This is a genomic window from Streptomyces sp. NPDC088553 (genome assembly GCF_044752965.1).
In the GTDB taxonomy this organism is placed as follows: domain Bacteria; phylum Actinomycetota; class Actinomycetes; order Streptomycetales; family Streptomycetaceae; genus Streptomyces.
Genome location: NZ_JBIVMG010000003.1, coordinates 346,286 through 366,131 on the forward strand (window position 1 = coordinate 346,286; position 19,846 = coordinate 366,131).

Annotated in this window: 19 protein-coding genes; 10 read left to right on the top strand and 9 right to left on the bottom strand. The window is 73.3% G+C overall.

Annotated elements, in window-relative coordinates; translation table 11 throughout:
- Positions 1–48 precede the first annotated feature (48 nt).
- Positions 49–1,272, bottom strand: coding sequence for a nitrate/nitrite transporter (locus ACIP8Z_RS10940; protein ID WP_402081472.1), 1,224 nt, complete (start codon positions 1,270–1,272; stop codon positions 49–51).
- Positions 1,273–1,512: 240 nt separating this feature from the next.
- Between ACIP8Z_RS10940 and ACIP8Z_RS10945 the strand changes: the two genes are divergently transcribed.
- A complete protein-coding gene (locus ACIP8Z_RS10945; RefSeq protein WP_402081474.1) occupies positions 1,513–2,187 on the top strand; it encodes a hypothetical protein in 675 nt (224 codons plus the stop codon).
- A gap of 158 nt (positions 2,188–2,345) precedes the next feature.
- Positions 2,346–3,041 (top strand): sigma-70 family RNA polymerase sigma factor, encoded by a 696-nt coding sequence (locus tag ACIP8Z_RS10950; RefSeq protein ID WP_402081477.1) that lies wholly within the window; start codon positions 2,346–2,348, stop codon positions 3,039–3,041.
- A 606-nt stretch (positions 3,042–3,647) separates the two neighbouring features.
- On the opposite strand, the gene ACIP8Z_RS10955 is transcribed toward ACIP8Z_RS10950, so the two are convergent.
- Complete coding sequence (locus ACIP8Z_RS10955; protein ID WP_402081479.1) at positions 3,648–3,929, bottom strand: hypothetical protein; 282 nt, start codon at positions 3,927–3,929, stop codon at positions 3,648–3,650.
- Between the two features lie 472 nt (positions 3,930–4,401).
- Here ACIP8Z_RS10955 and ACIP8Z_RS10960 point away from each other — a divergent pair, with 472 nt between their 5' ends.
- On the top strand, positions 4,402–4,923 hold the full coding sequence (locus ACIP8Z_RS10960; RefSeq protein ID WP_402081481.1) for a hypothetical protein: 522 nt from the start codon (positions 4,402–4,404) through the stop codon (positions 4,921–4,923).
- Positions 4,924–5,112: 189 nt separating this feature from the next.
- Here the strand turns inward: ACIP8Z_RS10960 and ACIP8Z_RS10965 are convergent, their stop codons facing one another.
- Positions 5,113–6,285, bottom strand: a complete 1,173-nt coding sequence (locus ACIP8Z_RS10965; protein ID WP_402081483.1) for a cytochrome P450 — start codon at positions 6,283–6,285, stop codon at positions 5,113–5,115.
- A 396-nt stretch (positions 6,286–6,681) separates the two neighbouring features.
- Here ACIP8Z_RS10965 and ACIP8Z_RS10970 point away from each other — a divergent pair, with 396 nt between their 5' ends.
- Together ACIP8Z_RS10970 and ACIP8Z_RS10975 are read left to right on the top strand one after the other, a co-directional pair.
- Positions 6,682–7,767 (top strand): cytochrome P450, encoded by a 1,086-nt coding sequence (locus tag ACIP8Z_RS10970; protein ID WP_402081486.1) that lies wholly within the window; start codon positions 6,682–6,684, stop codon positions 7,765–7,767.
- A gap of 41 nt (positions 7,768–7,808) precedes the next feature.
- Complete coding sequence (locus ACIP8Z_RS10975; RefSeq protein WP_402081489.1) at positions 7,809–8,573, top strand: class I SAM-dependent methyltransferase; 765 nt, start codon at positions 7,809–7,811, stop codon at positions 8,571–8,573.
- A gap of 98 nt (positions 8,574–8,671) precedes the next feature.
- Here ACIP8Z_RS10975 and opcA read toward each other — a convergent pair whose 3' ends face one another.
- Entirely contained in the window at positions 8,672–9,619 is a 948-nt protein-coding gene (opcA, locus tag ACIP8Z_RS10980) for a glucose-6-phosphate dehydrogenase assembly protein OpcA (protein ID WP_402081491.1), read from the bottom strand.
- Positions 9,620–9,701: 82 nt separating this feature from the next.
- Positions 9,702–10,250, bottom strand: coding sequence for a DoxX family protein (locus ACIP8Z_RS10985; RefSeq protein ID WP_402081494.1), 549 nt, complete (start codon positions 10,248–10,250; stop codon positions 9,702–9,704).
- A gap of 212 nt (positions 10,251–10,462) precedes the next feature.
- Here ACIP8Z_RS10985 and ACIP8Z_RS10990 point away from each other — a divergent pair, with 212 nt between their 5' ends.
- From ACIP8Z_RS10990 to ACIP8Z_RS11000, 3 genes are all read left to right on the top strand, one after another.
- Positions 10,463–11,839 (top strand): dipeptidase, encoded by a 1,377-nt coding sequence (locus ACIP8Z_RS10990; protein ID WP_402081496.1) that lies wholly within the window; start codon positions 10,463–10,465, stop codon positions 11,837–11,839.
- A gap of 49 nt (positions 11,840–11,888) precedes the next feature.
- Positions 11,889–12,491 carry an HdeD family acid-resistance protein gene (locus ACIP8Z_RS10995; RefSeq protein ID WP_402081499.1) on the top strand — a complete coding sequence of 201 codons (603 nt, stop codon included), beginning with the start codon at positions 11,889–11,891 and terminating at the stop codon, positions 12,489–12,491.
- Positions 12,492–12,662: 171 nt separating this feature from the next.
- Positions 12,663–13,085 carry a DUF350 domain-containing protein gene (locus tag ACIP8Z_RS11000; protein WP_073904594.1) on the top strand — a complete coding sequence of 141 codons (423 nt, stop codon included), beginning with the start codon at positions 12,663–12,665 and terminating at the stop codon, positions 13,083–13,085.
- A 96-nt stretch (positions 13,086–13,181) separates the two neighbouring features.
- On the opposite strand, the gene ACIP8Z_RS11005 is transcribed toward ACIP8Z_RS11000, so the two are convergent.
- Together ACIP8Z_RS11005 and ACIP8Z_RS11010 are read right to left on the bottom strand one after the other, a co-directional pair.
- Positions 13,182–13,604 (bottom strand): hypothetical protein, encoded by a 423-nt coding sequence (locus tag ACIP8Z_RS11005; RefSeq protein WP_402081502.1) that lies wholly within the window; start codon positions 13,602–13,604, stop codon positions 13,182–13,184.
- 56 nt (positions 13,605–13,660) lie between these two features.
- Positions 13,661–15,097 carry a WGR domain-containing protein gene (locus ACIP8Z_RS11010; RefSeq protein ID WP_319313862.1) on the bottom strand — a complete coding sequence of 479 codons (1,437 nt, stop codon included), beginning with the start codon at positions 15,095–15,097 and terminating at the stop codon, positions 13,661–13,663.
- 176 nt (positions 15,098–15,273) lie between these two features.
- Here ACIP8Z_RS11010 and ACIP8Z_RS11015 point away from each other — a divergent pair, with 176 nt between their 5' ends.
- Both ACIP8Z_RS11015 and ACIP8Z_RS11020 read left to right on the top strand, forming a co-directional pair.
- On the top strand, positions 15,274–16,464 hold the full coding sequence (locus ACIP8Z_RS11015) for an SPFH domain-containing protein (RefSeq protein ID WP_402081505.1): 1,191 nt from the start codon (positions 15,274–15,276) through the stop codon (positions 16,462–16,464).
- Positions 16,465–16,472: 8 nt separating this feature from the next.
- Positions 16,473–17,435, top strand: a complete 963-nt coding sequence (locus ACIP8Z_RS11020; protein WP_402081507.1) for a M23 family metallopeptidase — start codon at positions 16,473–16,475, stop codon at positions 17,433–17,435.
- A gap of 77 nt (positions 17,436–17,512) precedes the next feature.
- On the opposite strand, the gene ACIP8Z_RS11025 is transcribed toward ACIP8Z_RS11020, so the two are convergent.
- Together ACIP8Z_RS11025 and ACIP8Z_RS11030 are read right to left on the bottom strand one after the other, a co-directional pair.
- A complete protein-coding gene (locus tag ACIP8Z_RS11025; protein ID WP_402081510.1) occupies positions 17,513–18,256 on the bottom strand; it encodes an ABC transporter ATP-binding protein in 744 nt (247 codons plus the stop codon).
- A gap of 39 nt (positions 18,257–18,295) precedes the next feature.
- The gene (locus ACIP8Z_RS11030) at positions 18,296–19,789 is read right to left on the bottom strand and encodes an ABC transporter permease (RefSeq protein ID WP_402081512.1); all 1,494 of its coding nucleotides are present in this window, start codon (positions 19,787–19,789) and stop codon (positions 18,296–18,298) included.
- Positions 19,790–19,846 lie beyond the last annotated feature (57 nt).

Below are 19,846 nucleotides of genomic sequence, written 5' to 3' on the forward strand. Positions count from 1 at the left end.
CGACCGTCATCGCGAACCGCCCGCGCCCGTACGGCGGCCCCGCGACCGTCACCGCAGACCGCCCGCGCCCGTACGGCGGTCCCGTACCGCCCAGGCGAGCGCGACCGACCCCGCGACGGCGAACTCCACCGCGACCAGCGCCCAGCCCTCCCCGTACCGCCCGCGCTCCGCGAGGAGTCCGAACAGGGGTGGGCCCACCGCGAATCCGGCGAAGAAGCCGGCGGCGACCAGGGCGGAGTCCTGCCCGGCCCGGCCGGGCGCGGAGCGCTGCATGACCAGGACCATCGAGACCGCGTTGCCGGACACGGCGAACACGCCGACCGCCACGGCCGCCGCCCACACCAGCAGGTCGACGTGGACGGCGGCGGTCAGGAGCACGGCCGCCCCCACCGCCCCGCCCGAGAGCAGCGCCGGCAGCCACGGAGCCCGGCCGGGCGTCGCGGCCCGGGACCAGCCGACGCGACCGCCGATCCCGGCGACGCCGAGGACCGCGACCAGGGCGCCCGCCACCGTCGGCCCCATGCCGAGGCGTTGGACTCCGAAGAGGGCGAGGTAGGTGTTGACGGAGGCGATGCCCGCGCCGAGGAAGAGCGAGAACGCGGCTAGCCAGGGCACGGGGCCACCGCGGCGGGACGGTGCCGGGCCGCCTGCGGCCCCCTTCGGCGGCGGTGACGCGTCGGCCGGCAGCGCTCTCCAGGCCCACAGGGCCGCGATGAGCGCGGCACCGGCGGCCACCCAGACGGCGCCCCGCCAGCCGATCGCGCCGGCGGCCACGGCGAGCGGCAACCCGGCTACGAAGGCCCCGAGTTGGACGCCGGACTGCTTGGCGCCGGTGACCGCGCCCCGCCTCGGCGCCGGTACGGACGCCAGGATCGCCTTGTTCGTCGCCGGGTTGGCGAGCGCCTGGGGCAGCCCGCCCAGCGCGACGGCCACGAGCAGCAGGCCGGGGCCGGGCGCGGAGCCGATCAGGCCCAGCGCCACCGCCGAGAGGGCGAGCAGGGCCACGAGGGCCCGGCGGGGGCCGACGCGGTCGACGAGCCTGCCTCCGACGGGAGAGAGCACGGCCGCCGTGCCGAAGCCGACCGTGGTGGTCAGTCCCAACAGGGTCTCGGAGACGTCGAGTCGGTCGACGAGACGCGGACCCAGCGCACCGAGCAGGAACAGCTGCATCATCGAGAAGGCCATGGCCGTCGTCAGGAGCGCGGTCAGCCCGCGGGCCGGTCCCGCTCCGGTTGCGGCGGGTGCCTCCGCCGCCGTACCCGCGCTCGTCACCGCGTACTCCTCCCCCGTTCGGCGCTCGGGCCGAACGCCGTCGCCTTCGAGAAGTCGTGGCGACCGTGCCGGAAGTTCCCGAGGCGCTCTTGTGGGACCCGTCACAGTCGCGTACTCATGTCCCGACAGGTCGTGGGGGCGGCCGCGGGACGGCCGCTCCCGCCCTCATACCTCCGGGGAGGGTGCAAGGATGGGCGCGCCATGACACCAGGCCGATGTTCGCGAGGGGTGAGGGCCGCGATGTTCGCGGCCGTCTGTGTGCTGCTCGCTGCCACCGGCCACATCCTGATGTCGGGCCAGGGAGTGCCCGCCTGGACCCTTTCCCTCGCCTTCGCCGCCACCATGGCGGTCACCTGGGCCCTCGCGGGACGCGAGCGCGGCCTCCTCGCCGTCACCGCGGCGAGCGTGGTCGTGCAGAGCGCGCTCCACACGGCCTTCTCGTGGTCCCAGACGACGGCCGTGCCGACGGCCACCACGCCGATACCGATACCGATACCGATGCCGATGCCGATGCCGATGAACGCCATGCACGCGGCGCACGCGCACATGGCGCACGCGGCCATGGGTCACGGAGACGCGACCGCGTCCGTCGGCATGATGTCCACGGCTCCGGCCGGGCACGACATGACAGACATGTCGTCGTCCTCAGGGATGCTGTCGGCCCATCTCCTGGCCGCGCTCCTGAGCGGCCTGTGGATGGCGTTCGGCGAGCAGGCGGCGTTCCGCCTGCTGTTCGCCGCCTCCCTGCGGCTCTTCCGCCCCCTGCGTCCGCTGCTCGCGTCCTTCGTCCCCGTCGTGGGGAACCGGCCCCGGCTCCGGCCGGTGCGAGCCGGTGACGAGCGGCCTCCGCGCCGGCTCCTCCTCGCCCATTCCCTCATCTCCCGAGGTCCTCCCCAGGCACTCGCTGTCCTCTGACAGCCGGCTCCCCGAGCTCGACGGCCCAGTTCCGTCCCTCGGGCATCGGTCTTGCCGCTTCCGCCCGGTCGCGGCCGGCCGTACCAGTCACCGGCCACGGCGCCGACCTCCTCCGCGTGCCCGGCCGGATTCCCTTTGCCTCGTAAGGACTTGTGGCGATGACTCCTGCCCACGACACCCTCCTTCAGCGCCCGACGAGCACCTCCCGCTCGGCGCACGCTCCGGACGCCGACACGGACGCGGCGACGACCCGGCTCGCGCTGGCCGCCCGGGACGGCGACCCGGCGAAGGCCGATCTCTTCGTACGTGCTCTGCACCGCGACGTCCGGCGCTATGTGACGTATCTCAGTGCGGACCGCCAGGCGGCCGACGACCTCACCCAGGAGGTCTTCCTCCGGGCGCTCGCCGCGCTACCCCGTTTCCAGGGGCGCTCCTCGGCCCGCACGTGGCTGCTGTCGATAGCCCGCCGGACGGTGGTCGACAGCCTGCGGCACGCGGCCGCCCGCCCGCGCCTGTCCGACCGGGACGACTGGCAGGCGGAGGCCGAACACACCCAGCCCCGGGGGCTTCCCGGTTTCGAGGACGGCGTCGCGCTCGCCGAGCTCCTGACGGCGATCCCGGCCGAGCGGAGAGACGCGTTCGTCCTCACCCAGTTGCTCGGCCTGCCCTACGCAGAGGCCGCCGAAGCCATCGGCTGTCCCGTCGGCACGGTCCGCTCACGGGTCGCACGGGCCCGGACCTCCCTGGTGGCCCTGGTGCGCGGCGCCGAGGAACCGGTGCCGTCGCCGGTGCTCGTCCCGGGTGGCGACGCTCCGGCACGCAGGCGGTTCACGCGGGCGCCCGCGCTCGCCTGACCGTTCGCCTGTCCGCTCGCCTCGCGTAGCCGACGGGAGCGGGGCGGGGTCGGGGTCAGGTCAGGTCGGGTCGGGTCGGGTCGGGTCGGGTCGGGTCACTGCAGCGCAGGCAGCGCGCCGCGATGCGCCCCGCCCCCGTCCCCGTGCCCGTAACCGCGCCCGCCCCGTCCCCGTACGCGTGCAGTCCCCGCCCCCGTACGCATCCCCTCTCTCGGGAACCGGACCGCCGGGCCATCCGACTCCTCCGGCAGCACGGCCCCACCCCTCCGGTGCCGTACGACGCGCTCTGGAGAGGCGACCGATGGAAAAGCCACGCGCATCCTCGTCCCCCGCGGGAGCCACGGGGCGGTTCGGTTCTCCTCCCGTCGTCCTGGGGGGCTTCCTCCTGCTCCTTGCCCTGGTGTTCACCGGGTCCTACGCCCTGGGATCGGCGGTGGGGCCGATCGGCCCCACGCCGGACCCGCCGCCGACGACCGCCCCGACGCCCGCCACGGAGCACCCGCACCACGGGGGTCACTCGTGACGCGCGGACCGGCCGCCGTGCGGGCGGACCTGGAGGGATCCGCCGGACAGATCCCGGGGCAATGACAGGGGCGACGAGGCGGGCTACTCGGCCGTCGCGTCCAGGAGTCTGCGGGTGCGGGCGCTCGCACCGCTCAGGGTGAGCGGGATGTTCAGGCTCGCGCACATCCGGTGGGCCCGGGCAAGGGCGCTGACGGTGGCCGGGGTGGGGTCGGCGCTCGGGACGGCGACGGTCACCCTGTCCGGGCGGATCATCTGGACCAGGGCCTGGATCTGGAGGGCGACGGCGGCCCGGTTGGTGACGTCCAGGTCGCGGTGGAGCGTCACGTGCAGCACATGGTGACGTACGACGTGGCTGATGAGCATGGTGTCCCTCCGCGCAGGACGACGAAGGCCCACAACTGGACACGCTGCGGGCGGTTCGTCCGAGGATGTCATGGCTACCGGCCCGGAGGCCTTCTCGTGACGCCGACGGCGTGGAGTGTCCGGCCGGACCCGGTCGACATGCACGCATATGAATCCGCGTGCGGTCCCGCGCCTCAGGCGGCTCCGGCCGGGAGAACCGATCGAGACCCTCGACGCCAACCGCCGCCCGTCATCGTGGAGTTCCCCGGGTACGGCGGGGGGGGGCTCGGCCTGCCGCACATCCGTCTGCTCCGGGCCCCCGCCTGGTTCGCGCACTTCGTGATGGACACCCGCGGCCAGGGCAGCGGATGGGCCACCGGTCCGTACACCCGACCTTCCAGCGGGCGGCCCGACTCCGCCGGCTGCCGGGGAGGCTGCGGGGCCACACCCGGTTGGTCGAGCCGGCCGCTCCGGCAGTGAAAGGATCACTGTCGTGAAGAGCACGCGTATATGGAGTGACGGACCGGTCGGCGACGAGGCGGCCGCGAGCGGCGGCCTGCTGCGACTGCTCGGCGGCGTCGGGGGCTGGACCGGAGCCGACGGTCGAGCCGATGCCGGGGCCTGGGCCGGGACCGGGGCCCGAGGGGCCGAGCGGCGGGTCGTGACCGGGCCCCTCGTCTGCCGGTACTGCGACTGGGACCGGTTCGAGGTGACGTCGGACGAGTGCTTCTGCGAGGGCTGTTGCCTGCCGCTCGACGTACAGGACGAGGAGGGGTGCGGGGGTGCGGACCCGGTGGTCCGGGAACTCCGGCCGCCCACGGTCCAGGCCCCCGTGACGGGCCTGAACATCGTCACGTGCCCTTCCGACCACGACCTTTTCCAGGTGGCCGCCGCGTACACGCTCGGCCCGGACGGCGACATGCGCCGCCTGTCGGTCGGTCTGCGGTGTCCCGTCGACGGCGCGCTCAGCCTGCTCGTCGACGACGCGCGCATGGCGCCGGCCACCGGCCGGTGAACCGCTACTCGGCCTGACCCCCCGGCTCCACAGCTCATCGGCTCCTCGTCGAGCGCGCGTCGTGCGCAAGGGCCGGAGCCCGAGCCGTGCAGCGGGCTCGGGCTCCGGCGAGGTGCACGGGTCTCGTGCACGGGCGTGGTTCCCGCCTCATGGACGGGCCGCACGCTCACTGGTTTCAGTGCCAGTACTTCATGGTCGTACCTCCTCCCCCGTGTCTGGACGCAGGGTGACCTCGAAGCGGTCGAGACCGCGGAGGGTCAGATTGCGCCGGTGTTCTGGTTCCGCGACCGCCCGTGCCTGCGGATAGTCCCTGGCCAGGGCGCCGAGGACGGATCCGGTGAGCCGGATCGCCATGGACGCGCCCAGACAGGCATGGGCCCCGCGGCCGAACCCGAGGTGAGGCTTCGGGGCGCGGTCGAGTCGCAGCTCTGTGGGGTGGGCGAAACGGAGCGGGTCGTGGTTGGCCGCGCCCAGGAAGAGCGTGACCGGATCACCCGCCTTCATCGTCACGCCACCCAGTTCGGTGTCGGTGACGCAGACCCGGGCGTCCGCCTGGACCGGTGCGTCGTACCGGATGAGTTCGTCCACGGCCGTGGCCGGGGTCGCCCGGAACGCTTCGAGCGCGCCGGGGGTGGTGAGGAGTGCGGCCGCCGCGTTGCCGAGGAGCCGGGAGGCGGATTCGTAGCCGGCGTGGAGGACGGCGCGCAGACTGTTGCGCAGAACCGTTTCTGCCACGCCGCTGTCCGCCGCGTGCTCGGCGACGTACGCGATCAGGCCTTCTTTGGGCGGGTCCGCGAGCCAGCCGCCCGCGTACTCCGCGAGCCGGGCGCGGGCCGCGACGGCCGGTTCGTGCTTCTCGGGCCAGAGGCCGGCGTCCATGCCGTCGACGACGGTACGGGACATCGGGACGAACCAGTCGAGCCCCGGGGCCTCGACGCCCAGGAAGGCGGTCACGAAGCGGAGCGCCACCGGCTCGGCGAGCTCCCCGACGAGGTCGAAGGAGGGGCGCCGGGCCAACTCCGCGAGCAGATCGGCGATCTGCCCCTCCAGGTCGCCATGGAGCGCCTGCCGGTCCTGTGCCCGGAAACCGTCGAGCAGCAGGTGCCTGATGGCGGTGTGCTCCGGCGGGTCGAGGGTCTGCACGCTGAGCAGCGGGGCGGGGATCTCCTCCCCGGCGCGCCGCCAGTCGGAGGCGAAACGGTTGCTGTCGGTGAGCACGGCGAGGCAGTCGGCGTGCCGGGTCAGGACCCAGGAACCGAGCAGTTCGTGCCAGAGGACGGGAGAGGCCTCACGCATCCGGGCGTACGAGGGGTACGGGTTCCGCAGGATCGACGGACGGGCCAGATCCAGAATCGGGTCCACGGCTGCCGCTTGCTCCACGAAACGTCTCCCCTGCGCATAGGGCCTGGTTGAGGCCTTGGCTGCTACCGAGTCGAGCGATACGAGGCGCCGGTCACCGGTGGATGGAGCGCCTCGCTGATCTGGTCACCGACTGTTCGCCGGTCCTTCTCCGAACATCAATCCGAGCCGAGCGCCGGTGACGCTACCACGCAACTGGGGTGGCTGGTATGACTACCTGCCAGAGATCTTTCACAAAGCTTCGGGGAGTTACGGAAGATGACCGGTCAAGAGCCGACAATCGTTCACGATGTCCCGGTAAACGTTGCCCAACAGCCCAATCCCTACCCGCTCTTCGAGCGCATCCGTGAGCACGGTGTCGTTCAGCGCGTGCGACTGAATCCCACTCTTGAAGTCTGGATGGTCACCGGTTATGACGAGTCCGTCGCCGCGCTCACCGACCCCCGGCTCAGCAGTAGTCCCGTCGGGGTGAACGGACTTGAGGAGGAGATGGCCCACCAGGAGCGCACCAACGTCCTGATGGCCAGCATGCTCGTCGCCAACGGCGAGGACCACACCCGGCTGCGCAACCTCGTCTCGAAGGCCTTCACGGCCCGCCGGGTGGAGCAGCTCGCGCCCCGCGTCCAGGCGCACACGGACACCTTCCTCGACGCCATCGCGGCACGCGGAACCGCCGATCTGGTCTCCGAGTTCGCGCTGCCGCTACCCATGGCCGTCCTCAGCGAACTCATCGGCATCCCGGCCGAGGGGCAGCCCGACTTCGCCCGCCTCGCGGTCGGTCTGATCATGCCGCCCAACACCCCGGAGCGGCTCGCCAAGGGCGCTCGCGCCCGGGCCGAACTCACCGAGTTCTTCGAGCCGTTGATCGCACAGCGGAAGGCGGACCCGAAGGACGACCTGCTGAGCGCGCTGTGCGCCGCACAGGCGGAGGAGCGGATCAGCGACCGCGAGCTGACGGCGATGACCATCCTGCTCACGCTCGCCGGACACGAGACGACGGCGAGCCTCATCGCCAACGGCGTCCACGCCCTGCTGCGCCACCCGGACCAGTTCGCCGCGCTCCGCGACGACCCCTCGCTGCTGCCGGGGGCGATCGAGGAACTCCTGCGCTACGAGGGCCCGGTGAGCCGTGGCGTCGCCCGTTTCACCACCGACGCGTACGAGATCGGCGGGGTCACCGTCCCGCCGGGCGAGATGATCATCATCGGGCTCGCCGCAGCCAACCGCGACCCGGCCCGTTACGACCGTCCCGACATCCTCGACGTGGCACGCCGCGAGGTTCCGCAACAGCTCGCTTTCGGCCATGGTATGCATTTCTGCCTGGGGGCCCCGCTGGCCCGCGCGGAGGCGAGGATCGCCATCGGTACGCTGCTGCGCCGCTTCCCCGACCTGCGGCTCGCCGACCCGGACGCGGACCTGAGCCGGCGCGACGGCATCCTGCGCGGCATGGCGACCCTGCCCGTGACCTTCACGCCCGAGGCCTGACCCGCCGTCCCGACGACGGAGAGACGAACGGAGACAGACGGATGACTTCGGCCTCCGGTACGGCGGAGTTCGACGCGATCGCCCCCGGCTACGACGCCTCGCGCGGCGGGACGGCCCGGGCCGCCGGCTTCGCCGAGCAGCTCGCGCCGCTGCTCGACCCCGGCCGCCCGGTGCTCGACATCGGGGTGGGCACGGGCATCGTGGCGGCCGAGCTGACCGCGCGCGGCCACGTGGTGTACGGGCTCGACCTGTCGACCGGGATGCTCGCCCGGGCCCTGGAGCGGCTCGGTCCGCGGGTGGCGGTGGCGGACGCCTGCCGCCTTCCGGTGCGGACCGCCTCGGTGAGCCAGGCGGTGTCCACCTGGCTGCTGCACACCGGGCCCGACCACGGCATGGTCTTCGACGAGGTCGCCCGGGCCCTGCGCCCGGGCGGCCGCTATCTGGTGATCCCGGCCGGGGGCACCCGACCCACGGACGACATCGGGGTCGTGGTGGGCGAGCTGGAGGACCGGCTCGACCCGCTCCGGACCCGCCAGGACGGGCCGTGGACCCTGGCGCCGATCGCCGAGGCGCGGGGACTCGTCTACCGGGGCACCGCCTCCGAACGCCCCACGACCTTCCGCGTGTCGCCCCGCGCGATGGCCCGCTCCCTGTCGGGCGGCCTCTTCACCGGCGCCTGGTCGGTCACGGGCGATGCCACCCGCCTGGTGGCGGAGGCCCAGGAGCGACTCCTCGCACTCCCCGACCCGGACGTTCCCCGCGTACGGGAGATGGCGGACTTCGTCATGGTGTTCGAGAAGCCCTGAGGCCGCGCGCCGGGGCCGGCGCGTCGACCCGGTCGCGCGCGGGCCCGTCCAGGTCCCGTCCCGCGGACCCCGCGAGCGCGGGCAGGTGTCCCGCGAGCTCAGGCGTGGGACCGCAGGTCGGATGTCGGCCTGGTTCCGCCGCGGCCGCGCAGGGCCGCCGCGTAGGCCTCGTCGGGGTCGAGGCGGCGCAGTTCCTCGGCGATCAGCTCGGCCGTCGTCCGGACCTTGAGGGCGAGGACCCGGCTGGGCTGACCGGGAATGGCGAGCCGCGCCACCGGCCCCTCGGGCCGGTCGATGCGGATCTCGCCGTCCGCGGTGCCCATGCGGACGGCCGTGACGACGGGCCCGTCGGTGACGACCCGGTCGACGGGGACGCCCAACCGGACCTCGAACCAGCGGGCGAGGAGTTCGGCGCTCGGGTTCTCCGCCTCGCTCTCGACGGCGGCCGAGGTCACGGTCAGCGGGGCCTGGTCGAGCGCGGCGGCGAGCATCGAGCGCCACGGGGTGAGCCGGGTCCAGGCGAGGTCGGTGTCGCCGGGTGCGTACGAGGCGGCCCGCTGCTCCAGGGCGGCGAGGGGGTCCTCGACCGCGTACATGTCGGTGATACGGCGCTGGGCGAGTGAGCCCAGCGGGTCGAGGGACGGCACCGCGGGGGCGTCGACGGGCCACCAGACGACAACGGGCGCGTCGGGCAGGAGCAGCGGCAGGACCACGGAGTCGGCGCGGTCGCCGAGTTCGCCGTGGAGCCGGAGCAGCACCGTCTCGCCCGAACCGGCGTCGCTGCCGAGCCGGACCTCGGCGTCGAGGCGGGTCTCGTGGCGCCCGTGGGGCGAGCGGGCGTGGCGCTTGATGACCACCAGGATGCGGGAGGGGTGCTCCCGGGAGGCCTCGTTGGCGGCCCTGACCGCGTCGTAGGCGTTCTCCTCGTCGGTGACGACGACAAGGGTGAGCACGACACCGGCGGCGGGTGTGCCGACGGCCCTGCGGCCTTCCAGGATCGCCTTGTTGATCTTGCTGGAGTTGGTGTCCGTCAGATCGATCTTCATGCGCGGCGACCGTCCCTTCCTCTGCGGCGAGCCTAACCCTCCCGCGCGGTGGACGCGTGCGGGCCCCCGCTCTCGACCGGTTTCACGCGGACTCCGGTCCCGCCTCCTCCGCCGCGGCCGCCGCGGCGGCCTGCTCGTCGGCCCGCCGGTTGACCACGGCCGCGGCGGCGATCGCGGTGCCGAGGAAGGCGGTGACCACCACCCAGGGACGGTCGAGGACATGGTCCGTGGCATGGTCGAGGGAGTACCGGCCGGCGCCGGTGACCCCGATCGCGGCGGCGACGAAGCCCAGGAACGCCGGGTACTCGTAGCCGCCGCTCTGGGCGAAGAAGCCGGCCGGTGCGTGGACGGCGACGGCGCCGGTCATGGCTCCGGCGGCGGCGGCTCCGGCTGCCGGGGTGGCGAGGCCGAGGGCGAGCAGGGCGCCGCCGCCCGCTTCTCCGAGACCGGCGGCGATGGCGCTCTCCCGGCCCGGGTGGAAGCCCATGGCCTCCATGGCCTTGGTGGTGCCCTCGATGCCGCCGCCGCCGAACCAGCCGAAGAGCTTCTGGGTGCCGTGCGCGGCGAGTACGGCTCCGGTGCCGACCCGCAGCACGAGAAGCCCGAGGTCGCGTCGGTTGGGGTGGCCCATGTGATGCTCCAGGTGCGGGAGGAGGAAAGGGCGGACTCGTACGCGGTCCACTGTCGTCGCCCTGTCCGGCCCCCGCCGCCCGACGCCCCGGGGGAATACTCCGTTCGAGTCACCTTTTGCGGCAGTTGTCCACTGGTGCTTGGGTGAGAGGGCCGTCGCCGTCCCGGGCTCCGCGAGCCGCGCCCGCCACGGCCCGAGGGAAGTGGGTACGCATGACCGCCGAGTCCACCGGGACCGCAGCCCTGCGGGAGAAGGTCCGGGCCCTGATGCCCCGGGCGAAGGAGGACCTGACCGAGCTCGTGGCGATGCGGTCGGTCGCCGACCCCCGCCAGTTCCCGCCGGAGGAGTGCGCGAAGGCCGCCGACTTCCTCGTACGGGCCTTCACGGAGGCGGGGCTCACGGGCATGCGGCGGGTGACGACCCCCGACGGCACGGACGCGGTCGTGGGACACGCGCCGGGCCCCGAGGGGGCGCCCACCGTGCTCCTGTACTGCCACTACGACGTACAGCCGCCGCTGGACGACGCGGCATGGGAGACCCCGCCGTTCGAGCTCACCGAGCGCGACGGTCGCTGGTACGGCCGCGGCGCGGCCGACTGCAAGGGCAACATCGCCATGCATCTCACGGCCCTCCGCGCGCTCGGCGGTCCTGACGGCCGCGGCTTCCCCGTGAACATCAAGTTCGTGGCGGAGGGTTCGGAGGAGCAGGGCACCGGCGGCCTGGAGCGGCTCGTCCCCCTGCAGCCCGATCTCTTCGCCGCCGACACCCTGCTGATCTGCGACACCGGCAACTTCGCGCGCGGCCTGCCCACCGCGACGACCTCGCTGCGCGGGCTGGCCAACGTCGTCGTCACCGTCTCCACCCTCAAGGGGGCGATGCACTCCGGCATGTTCGGCGGTCCCGCGCCCGACGCCCTGGCCGCGCTGATCCGGATCCTCGACAGCCTGCGCGACGAACACGGCAACACCGTGATCAAGGGGCTGCCCGGCGACGGCGTCTGGGACGGGGTGGACTACCCGGCCGAACAGTTCCGCACCGATGTCGGCGTCCTCGACGGGGTGTCCCTCGTCGGCACGGGTTCGGTCGCCGACGAGCTCTGGGCGCGGCCCGCCGTCACCGTGCTCGGTATCGACTGCCCACCGGTGGTGGGGTCCTCGGCCGCCGTGCAGGCGACGGTCAGCGCCCGGGTCAGCCTGCGGATCCCGCCGGGGGTCGACGCCGACGACGCCCAGCGCGCCCTCGCCGCCCATCTGACCTCGGCCGCCCCGTGGGGCGCCCGGGTGGAGGTGGAGCCGGAGAGCGGCGGCCAGCCGTTCCGGGCGCGTACCGACGGCCCCGCCTACCGGGCCCTGGCGGCGGCGCTCCGCGAGGCGTACGGGAAGGACATGGTCCAGTCCGGGCAGGGCGGTTCGATCCCGCTCTGCAACGTGCTCGCCGCCCACTTCCCCACCGCCGAGATCGCCCTGATCGGCGTCGAGGAACCCGGCTGTCTCATCCACGCGCCCAACGAGAGCGTGGACCCCTCCGAGATCGAGCACATGGCGCTCGCCGAGGCGCTCTTCCTCAGCGGTTACGCCACCCCGCTCTGACCCGACCCCAGTTCCGCCCACCCCCTCCACGGAAGGACGGGAACCGTCCATGGCACAGACTCAAGAGGGCCCGAGGCACCAGGACGTACCGCCCGGCCCGCTGAGCGCGCTCGCGGGCGCCGCCTGGCAGGCGCTCCTCTTCGCCGGATTCGCGTCCCTGGTCCTCGGCATCATCGTGCTGGTCTGGCCGGACGCCTCGCTGTTCGTGGCCGGCCTGCTCTTCGGCCTCTTCCTGCTGTTCAGCGGTGTGATGCAGCTGGTGGCCGCCTTCGGCACGCACACCACGACCGCGCTGCGCGTCATGGCCTTCATCAGCGGTGCCCTCTCGATCCTGCTCGGTCTGCTCTGCTTCCGGGGCGCGACGCAGTCAATCCTGCTGCTCGCGCTCTGGATCGGGATCGGCTGGCTCTTCCGCGGCATCACCGAGACCCTCGCGGCGGCCTCGGACGCCACGATGCCGGCGCGCGGCTGGCACATCTTCCTCGGCATCGTCAACGCGCTCGCCGGTGTGGTCCTCATCGTCTCCCCGCTGGAGTCGGCCAGGGTGCTGATGGTCCTGGGAGGCATCTGGCTGCTCGCCGTCGGCGCGGTCGAGATCGTCACGGCGTTCAAGGTGCGCGCCCGTGCCAAGACCCTGCCGCCGGGGGCCTGACGGCGTCCGCGCCTCCCCTACCCCCGGCCGGTCGCCCGACCGCTCCCGCGACCGCTCGCCGTCCGCCCGATTCCCGGGCGGGCGGCGAGTGCTGTTGACGCGTGCGCTACATTTTGCCGGTCCTTGACCACCGATCCCCCGTGATCGTGATTCCCCGGAGACCGGCACACCATGAGCGACATCGTCAACGGCCTCGGCCGGGCCGGCGCCTACGGCGCCCTCGGCGTGGTCCTGCTGATCCTCGGCATAGTCCTCGTGGATCTGCTGACCCCCGGGAAGCTCCGCCGGCAGATCTGGGAGGACCGCAACCGCAACGCCGCGATCCTGCTGAGCTCGGCGCTCCTGGGCATCGGCGGCATCGTCTTCACCTCGATCTGGACGACGTACGAGAACTTCGGCAAGGGCCTGGTGTCGACCGCCGCGTTCGGCCTGCTCGGCCTGGTGATGATGGCCGTGGCGTTCCTGGTCGTGGACCTGGTCACGCCGGGCAAGCTGGGCGCCACCCTGGTCGACCCCGAGCCGCACCCCGCGGTCTGGGTGACCGCCTCCTGCAACATCGCGGTCTCGGCGATCGTCTCGGCCTCGATCGCCTGAGCCCACCGGGGACGCCCGAGACCACCGGCGCCGTCCTGGACGCCGGGGACGCCGGGGACGCCCGAGCCCATCGGCGCCGTCCGGGCCCTGCGGTGTTCAGCCCGCCATCGGCTCCACCTCCAGGAAACGGCGCCCGCGCGGCCCCTTGTACAGCAGGGCCTCCCAGCCGAGTCGCGTCAGGGCGGGTACGCATGCGCCGAGGGCCTTCGCCTCCTCCTGGGCGGCTCCCGAGCCGGCCGGGCCCAGCCACTCGACCACGGCCGTTCCCGTCCGGTCCCCCGGCCGGACGCGGTAGCCCGTGGCGATCCGCGCCCCGGAGGCGTCCACCGCCGAGGGCGTGAGGCCGCCCGACTCCAGGGCGAGGGCCACCGCGCGCACCGGCTGCCGGCGCTCCCAGTCCGCCGGGACGGCCTTCGGACCGCCGCCGTCCCGGCCGTGGGTCAGCCGTCTGATCTGTCGCAGCCCGTCGAGGGCGGCCCTGACCTCCCTCGACCTCTGCTCGGCGTCCGCCAAAGACACCGGCGGGCCGTCCCCCGTGGCCGCCTCGAACGTGCCGCCACCCCCGTGGCCCGCCGTCACTGCAGCCGCCGGATGTCACCGCGGACCCGGTAGAAGCCTCCCGCGGCCGCGTGCAGGGCATCGACCACGTACCGCGCGCCGGGCTCCCGGATCGCACGCGGGAACTGCACGTTCCACGCGGAGTCGTAGCCCTCGGAGACGACCCGGACGCGCGTCCTGCCCGACTCGTTCACGCACTCCACTACCACCGAGCCGGCCGGGGCGACCGTGACGGTCGTGACGGCGCTGACCGTCGTCGCCGGCTCGTACACCGGCATGGCCGCGGCGAGCTTGATGTCCCGCGCGACGGGCACCGTGCCGCCCTGGGCGGCCTGGATCGCCGCCTCGCTCGCGTCCACGCACACCAGCGAACCGTCCGTGGTGACCAGGTACAGGCGCTCGTCGCGGTACTGCATGGAGAGCGCGGAGCCCCCTCCCGTACCGAGCTTCCACAGCCGGGTGCCGTCCTCCGCGAAGCAGTAGACGGAGGAGGCCGAGTCGGCCGCGAAGACGAACCGGCCGCCGGGCGAGGTGGCGCAGGAGTACACGGGGCTGTCGCAGCTGTAGACCGCCTCGACGCGCCCGTCCTTCTTCGCGAGCCGCTGGACCTTCTTGCGGGCCGTGCCCGCGTAGACCGCGGTGTCCTCCTGCCAGCCGAAGAGCACCCCGCCCTCGGTGGCCGTGTGCCACAGTTCCCCGCCGCCGTCCGGCGCGTGGGCGGCGACGCCCCGCGTGTCCCCGTAGTAGACGGCGTCCCCGTCGGCGCGGACCATCCAGGCGTGCTCGCCCTGGCCGCCGCGCGCCCACTGGTGCTCGTCCTCGTGGTCGATGACGGTGAGCCGGCCCGAGCGGTCGGCGACGTGCAGGACGCCCTCGTGGATGTCGAGCCAGAAGATGTCGACGTCGGTGGCGATGTCGTAGGCGGCGAAGGGCAGCTTGGACGACAGGTCGTACACCTTGCCGTCGTCACAGCCTGCGTAGATCCAGAAGTCGTCGGCGACCAGGCACTTGACGCCGTCCGGCAGGCTGAACCGGGCCTGCACCTCGCCGGAACGGTCGAGCGTGAAGACGTCCCCCGCCTGGTTGCCGACCCAGCAGCGCTCCTCGTCGACATGGATGCCGAACGCGGCCGACCCGGTCCGGAAGCGCCACAGGACGGGGGCGACGGCGCGCGCGGTGGAGGGCGCGGAAGTCACCGCGCGGCGCGTCACGGCGCGGGCCGCCCGCTGTCCCCGGACCGCCGGGGCGTATCCCTTGCGGACCTTCTCCCCTATCTTCTTCGCCGCGGCCGCCTGCGCCTTCGCCGCCGTGGGGAACGTGGAGCTCTGCGTCTGGCCCGCCGTCCCGATCCGGCCGTAACGGACCGACACCGCGAGGTCCTCGACGGTCACTTCGTAGAACTTGTGGGCGCCGCCGTCGTCCTGCGACAGCTCCAGATAGGTCGTCGTCGTCATGGAGAAAACGGTAGGGGCACCCACTGACAACGGCCCGCGGTGAAGCCTTGGCCAAGGGACCTAAGTCCCCGACATTCGGGACGTTCGTCGCGGCATTCCGGACATACACCCCTGTGACGATGGTTCCTGAAGATCATCCGACGTGCCGTCACCTCAGGAACGGCCGGAAGGGCCTCATGACCGAGTACCAGAAGCGGCCCCTGCCCGTCCGTGCGCGCCGGCACGCGGACGGCATACCGATGGACGACCTCTTCCGGTCGGACCCCGCCCGGCGACCGACCGCACCCCTGCCCGGGACCACGGTCCTGACGAAGGGTCGGACCGAACCCGAACCCGAACCCGGACGCGGACGCGAACGCAGACCCGGACGCGGACGCGGACCCGAATCCGAAGTCGCCGACCCCTCGGAGCCGTCGGAGCCGTCAGCGTCCTCCGGAGCGCCGGAGGCGCCGGAGGCGCCCTCCGCCCCGCTCCCCCGCCGCCCCCCGCCCGTCGCCCCCGGCCTCCAGGAACGCCCCGGGCCCGCCGTCCCCGGCTGGGCGGCCGTCCTGACCGGACTCACGGCGCTCACCGGCATCGCCACCACGCTCTGGCGGGCCCGGCCGCTCCGCGAGGCCGAACTGCCGTCCTGGCAATGGGCCGCGCTCGCGAGCTGCGTCGTCGTCGCCGTCGTCTCGTTCGGCGGCCTGACCCGCGGGCGGACCGGTTCCGCCTGGGTGCTCTCGCTTTTCGGCCGCTACCGGGGCAGCGTCCGGCGCACCGGCCTCGTCTGGATCAGCCCCTTCGTGCTGCGCCGCCGGATCGACGTACGCCTGCGGCACTGGCGCAGTGAGCCGATCGCCGTCGTCGACGCCGAGGGTTCGGCGCTGCGTGTCGTGGTCCTGGTCGTGTGGTCGGTACGGGACACGGCCCGCGCGCTGCTCTCCGTCGACGACCATCTCGGCTATCTGCGCGAGCAGGTGGAGGCGGCCGTCGCACGGGTGCTCTCGCGGCTGCCCGCCGACGCCTTCCGGGGCGACGCGCCGACCCTGCGGGACGCCGATGCGGTCGGCGACGCGCTGACGCGCCTGCTCGCCGCCGAGTGCCGGCCGGTCGGCGTCGCCGTCTTCTCCGCCCAGCCGACCCGGATCGAGTACGCCCCCGAGGTGGCCGCCGCCATGCGGCGCCGGCAGATCGCCGTCCTGGACGCCAAGCACCGGGACTCCGTCCTCACCGGCGTGATCGACGCCGTGGACGACACCGTGACCCGGCTGACCGCGCGAGGCCTCGTCGAACTCGACGACTTCGAACGCCAGGCCCTGGTCAAGGACTTGACCGTGGCCTTCTACACCCGGGGTGGCAGCCCGGCCGACCCCCGTCAGGAGTGATGAGGAACATGGACACCACCGACGCGTTCACCGCCCCCGCGTTCACCGATGAGATACCGCTGGGCTGCGCCTGCCTGGGCTGCGCCGACGCCGCTCGGCGTACGGCCACGCACGGTTCACGCCCCACCGCCACCCTGCACGGTGTGCGCCGCGCGGTCGTCGCGACCGTGGGCGCGGTCGCTCTGGCGGGCGCGGCGGCGGGACCGGCCGCCGCCGAACCCGCCCCGGCGCACGCCGGCTGGGACGGCTCGAAGTACTGGTTCCGGAACGCGGCCGGCGAGTGGCGCTGGACCAGCCACGCCACGACGTACCGGCAGCGCACCGGAGCGTCGGCCGCCGCGTCCGCCGGGGGTGGCAGCCGGAGCGGTGAGCCCGTGTTCCGGGGGCGGCAGGGCTGGGACGCCCGGGACAGGGTCTACTGGTTCACGTCCCGCGGCCACTGGCACTGGACCAGCCACGCCTGGAAGTACCGGCAGCGGACGGGCCTGTCCGGCGACACCTCCACGCCGTCCGGGCCGTCGAAGCAGCCGGAACCGCTGAAGCCGTCCACGCCGTCCGGCTCCTCCCGCGGCTGGACGGCCCCCGTCTCCTCGTACGTCTACACCGGCCACTACGGCCAGCGCGGTTCCTGGTCGAAGGGGTATCACGGGGGGCAGGACTTCGCCGTGCCGACGGGGACGACAGTCCGCTCGGTCGGCCCCGGCCGGGTGGTGACCGCCGGGTACGGCCGCTCGTACGGCTACGAGGTGGTGATCCGCCACCCGGACGGCCGCTACACCCAGTACGCCCATCTCTCCCGTATCGACGTGACGCCCGGCCGGCGCGTGTCGGCCGGGCAGCGGATCGCGCGGTCGGGGGCGACGGGGCGGGTGACGGGTCCGCATCTGCACTTCGAGGTGCGGACCACGCCGTCCTTCGGTTCGGACATCGACCCGCTGGCCTACCTGCGCGGCCACGGCGTACCCGTATAGCCGCCACGAGCCGGACCGGTCGGGGCGGTCGGGGCGGTAGGGGCGGTAGGGGCGGTAGGGGCGGTAGGGGCGGTCGATCAGGCCTCGACCGGGTCCGAGGCAGGCTCCGACGCTCGCTCCGACACCCGGTCCGGTGTCGCCGCCCGGGGGTTCTCCTTGATCGTGATCCGGCCCTTGCGGATCGTGGCGAGGCGGGGCGCCCGGCGGGCGATCGCGCTGTCGTGGGTGACCATGACGAACGTCAACCCGTGTTCCTTCCAGAGTCCTTCGAGCAGCTCGACGATCTCGTCGCGCATCGACTCGTCGAGGTTTCCGGTGGGTTCGTCGGCGAGCAGCACCTTCGGGCGCTTCACGAGCGCGCGGGCGATCGCCACCCGCTGCTGCTGACCGCCGGAGAGCTCGGACGGAAGATGCCCGCTGCGTTCGCCGAGCCCGACCGACTCCAGGGCCTCGGCGGCCCGGCTCCGCCGCTCGGCGGGCCTGACGCCGAGCGGGACGAGCGCGGTCTCGACGTTCTCCTGGGCGGTGAGCGTGGGGATGAGGTTGAAGCTCTGGAAGACGAACCCGATGTTCTGGCCGCGGACCGCGGTCAGCTTGCGCTCGGGGAGCGCGGCGAGGTCGGTGCCGTCGAGCAGGACCTGGCCCGAGGTGGGGCGGTCGAGGCCGCCGAGCATCTGGAGGAGCGTCGACTTGCCGCCACCCGTGGGCCCTTGGATGACCAGCCGGTCACCCTGGGCGAGCGTGAGGTCGATCCCGGCGAGCGCGTCGACTCTCTCCTGCCCCCGCCGGTACTGCTTGGTGACGCCGATGAGTTCGTACATGGTCCAACTCCTTTGGTACGTGGGTGGGTTCGGGCGCAGCTACTCGACGCGGCGCAGCGCGTCGGCGGGGCGCAGCCGCGAGGCGCGCCAGGCGCCGAAGGCTCCCGCGACGAGGCCGCCGCCGAGGGCGAGGAGGACGGCGAGACCCACCGTGGTGACGCTGACCGGTGCGGTGAGGGCGATGTCGACGGTCCTTCCGGCGGCCGTGGCCGCGGGGCCGCCACCGAAGGCCATGCCGCCTCGGCCGCCTCCCCCGCCGAACATGCCGCCGGTGGAGCCGAGTTCGGCGGTCAGCGTGGGACTGACGGCGGTCACGGCGTACGCGCCGGCCAGGCCGATCGCGATGCCGAGGGCGCCGCCGATGAAGCCGTTGACGAGGGCCTCGCCGACGACCTGGCGGGTGACGCGGCCGCTCTTCCAGCCGAGCGCCTTGAGCGTTCCGAACTCACGGACCCGGCGGGTGACGGCGGAGGAGGTGAGGAGACCCGCGACGAGGACGGCGGCGAACAGCACGGCGTACGAGAGCCATTTGCCCACGTTCGAGGCGAGGTCGGCCGCGGTGTCGAGCGATCCGGAGACCGTCCGGGCCAGGTCGGCGGAGGTCGTGACGGTGGTGCCGGTGACGTTCTTCTGGATGGCGGTCTTGACCGCGTCGATCCGCGTCGAGTCGGTCGCCTTCACATAGATCGTGGTGATCTTGGCCGTGGAGGCCGAGAGCGTCTGCGCCTGCTTGAGCGGCAGATAGACCTGGGCGGCGGACTGCCCGCGGTCGGCGGTCGCGATGCCGATGATCTCGAACGTGACGTTCTTCACGGCCATTTCGTCGCCGACGGCGAGGTCTTTCTCCTGGGCGTAGGCGCTGTCCACGACGGCGACCTCGGCGTCCGTCTCGGTGGCCTTGAACGTACGGCCCTGGGAGACGGTGGAGGTGGTGAGGGGGCCGAGGTCGGGGGCGGTGACGTCGGTGCCGTAGAGCGTGAAGGAGTCGACGTCGAAGGCCGCGCCGCCGCCGGTGACGGTGTCACCGGGACCGGAGCCGCCACCGTTCCCGCCGCCGCCGGTGTTGCCGCCGGTCTCGGCGCCCGGCCCGCCCTGCTGGGTCTGGCCGCGCTGGATCCGGCCCCGCGCGAACTCTCCGTTGATCTTCAGGTTGACGAGGCTGAGTCCGCCCACCGCACGGTCGACACCGGGCTGTCCGGCGACCGTGGCGACGGTGGAGTCCGCGAGGGTCTGGAAGCCCTGGACCATCAGCCGGTCGCTGCTCTGCTCCTCGCCCTCGTCCTTGCCCTGGAACTCGAACCGGGGGCGCTGCGGCTGCGCCCCGTCCGCCGGCCGTTCCTGCGCCTTGGTCACCGTCAGGTCCGTACCGAGGCCGTAGAGGGACTGGAGGACCTTGCCCTGTGCCTGGTTCATGCCGGAGGACACGGAGTTGACGACGATGACCAGCGCGATCCCGAGCGCGAGCCCGGAGGCGACGACGAGCGCCGCCTTTCTGCGGCGGCGCAGTTCGCGCCGGAGGTAGGTGAAGAACATGGGCGTGAAGCTAGGGGCGGCGTGTGATGACGGGATAAGGCCGGCGTGAGAGCGGGA

Bases quoted from the DNA above. Each gene is read 5' to 3' on its own strand.
- opcA (WP_402081491.1), bottom strand. From the start codon at position 9,619: ATGAAGATCGATCTGACGGACACCAACTCCAGCAAGATCAACAAGGCG.
- ACIP8Z_RS11015 (WP_402081505.1), top strand. From the start codon at position 15,274: ATGACCGAGTACCAGAAGCGGCCCCTGCCCGTCCGTGCGCGCCGGCAC.
- ACIP8Z_RS11010 (WP_319313862.1), bottom strand. From the start codon at position 15,097: ATGACGACGACGACCTATCTGGAGCTGTCGCAGGACGACGGCGGCGCC.
- ACIP8Z_RS10950 (WP_402081477.1), top strand. From the start codon at position 2,346: ATGACTCCTGCCCACGACACCCTCCTTCAGCGCCCGACGAGCACCTCC.
- ACIP8Z_RS11000 (WP_073904594.1), top strand. From the start codon at position 12,663: ATGAGCGACATCGTCAACGGCCTCGGCCGGGCCGGCGCCTACGGCGCC.
- ACIP8Z_RS10975 (WP_402081489.1), top strand. From the start codon at position 7,809: ATGACTTCGGCCTCCGGTACGGCGGAGTTCGACGCGATCGCCCCCGGC.
- ACIP8Z_RS10995 (WP_402081499.1), top strand. From the start codon at position 11,889: ATGGCACAGACTCAAGAGGGCCCGAGGCACCAGGACGTACCGCCCGGC.
- ACIP8Z_RS11025 (WP_402081510.1), bottom strand. From the start codon at position 18,256: ATGTACGAACTCATCGGCGTCACCAAGCAGTACCGGCGGGGGCAGGAG.
- ACIP8Z_RS11020 (WP_402081507.1), top strand. From the start codon at position 16,473: ATGGACACCACCGACGCGTTCACCGCCCCCGCGTTCACCGATGAGATA.
- ACIP8Z_RS10945 (WP_402081474.1), top strand. From the start codon at position 1,513: ATGTTCGCGGCCGTCTGTGTGCTGCTCGCTGCCACCGGCCACATCCTG.
- ACIP8Z_RS10970 (WP_402081486.1), top strand. From the start codon at position 6,682: ATGGTCACCGGTTATGACGAGTCCGTCGCCGCGCTCACCGACCCCCGG.
- ACIP8Z_RS10985 (WP_402081494.1), bottom strand. From the start codon at position 10,250: ATGGGCCACCCCAACCGACGCGACCTCGGGCTTCTCGTGCTGCGGGTC.
- ACIP8Z_RS10955 (WP_402081479.1), bottom strand. From the start codon at position 3,929: ATGCTCATCAGCCACGTCGTACGTCACCATGTGCTGCACGTGACGCTC.
- ACIP8Z_RS10990 (WP_402081496.1), top strand. From the start codon at position 10,463: ATGACCGCCGAGTCCACCGGGACCGCAGCCCTGCGGGAGAAGGTCCGG.
- ACIP8Z_RS11030 (WP_402081512.1), bottom strand. From the start codon at position 19,789: ATGTTCTTCACCTACCTCCGGCGCGAACTGCGCCGCCGCAGAAAGGCG.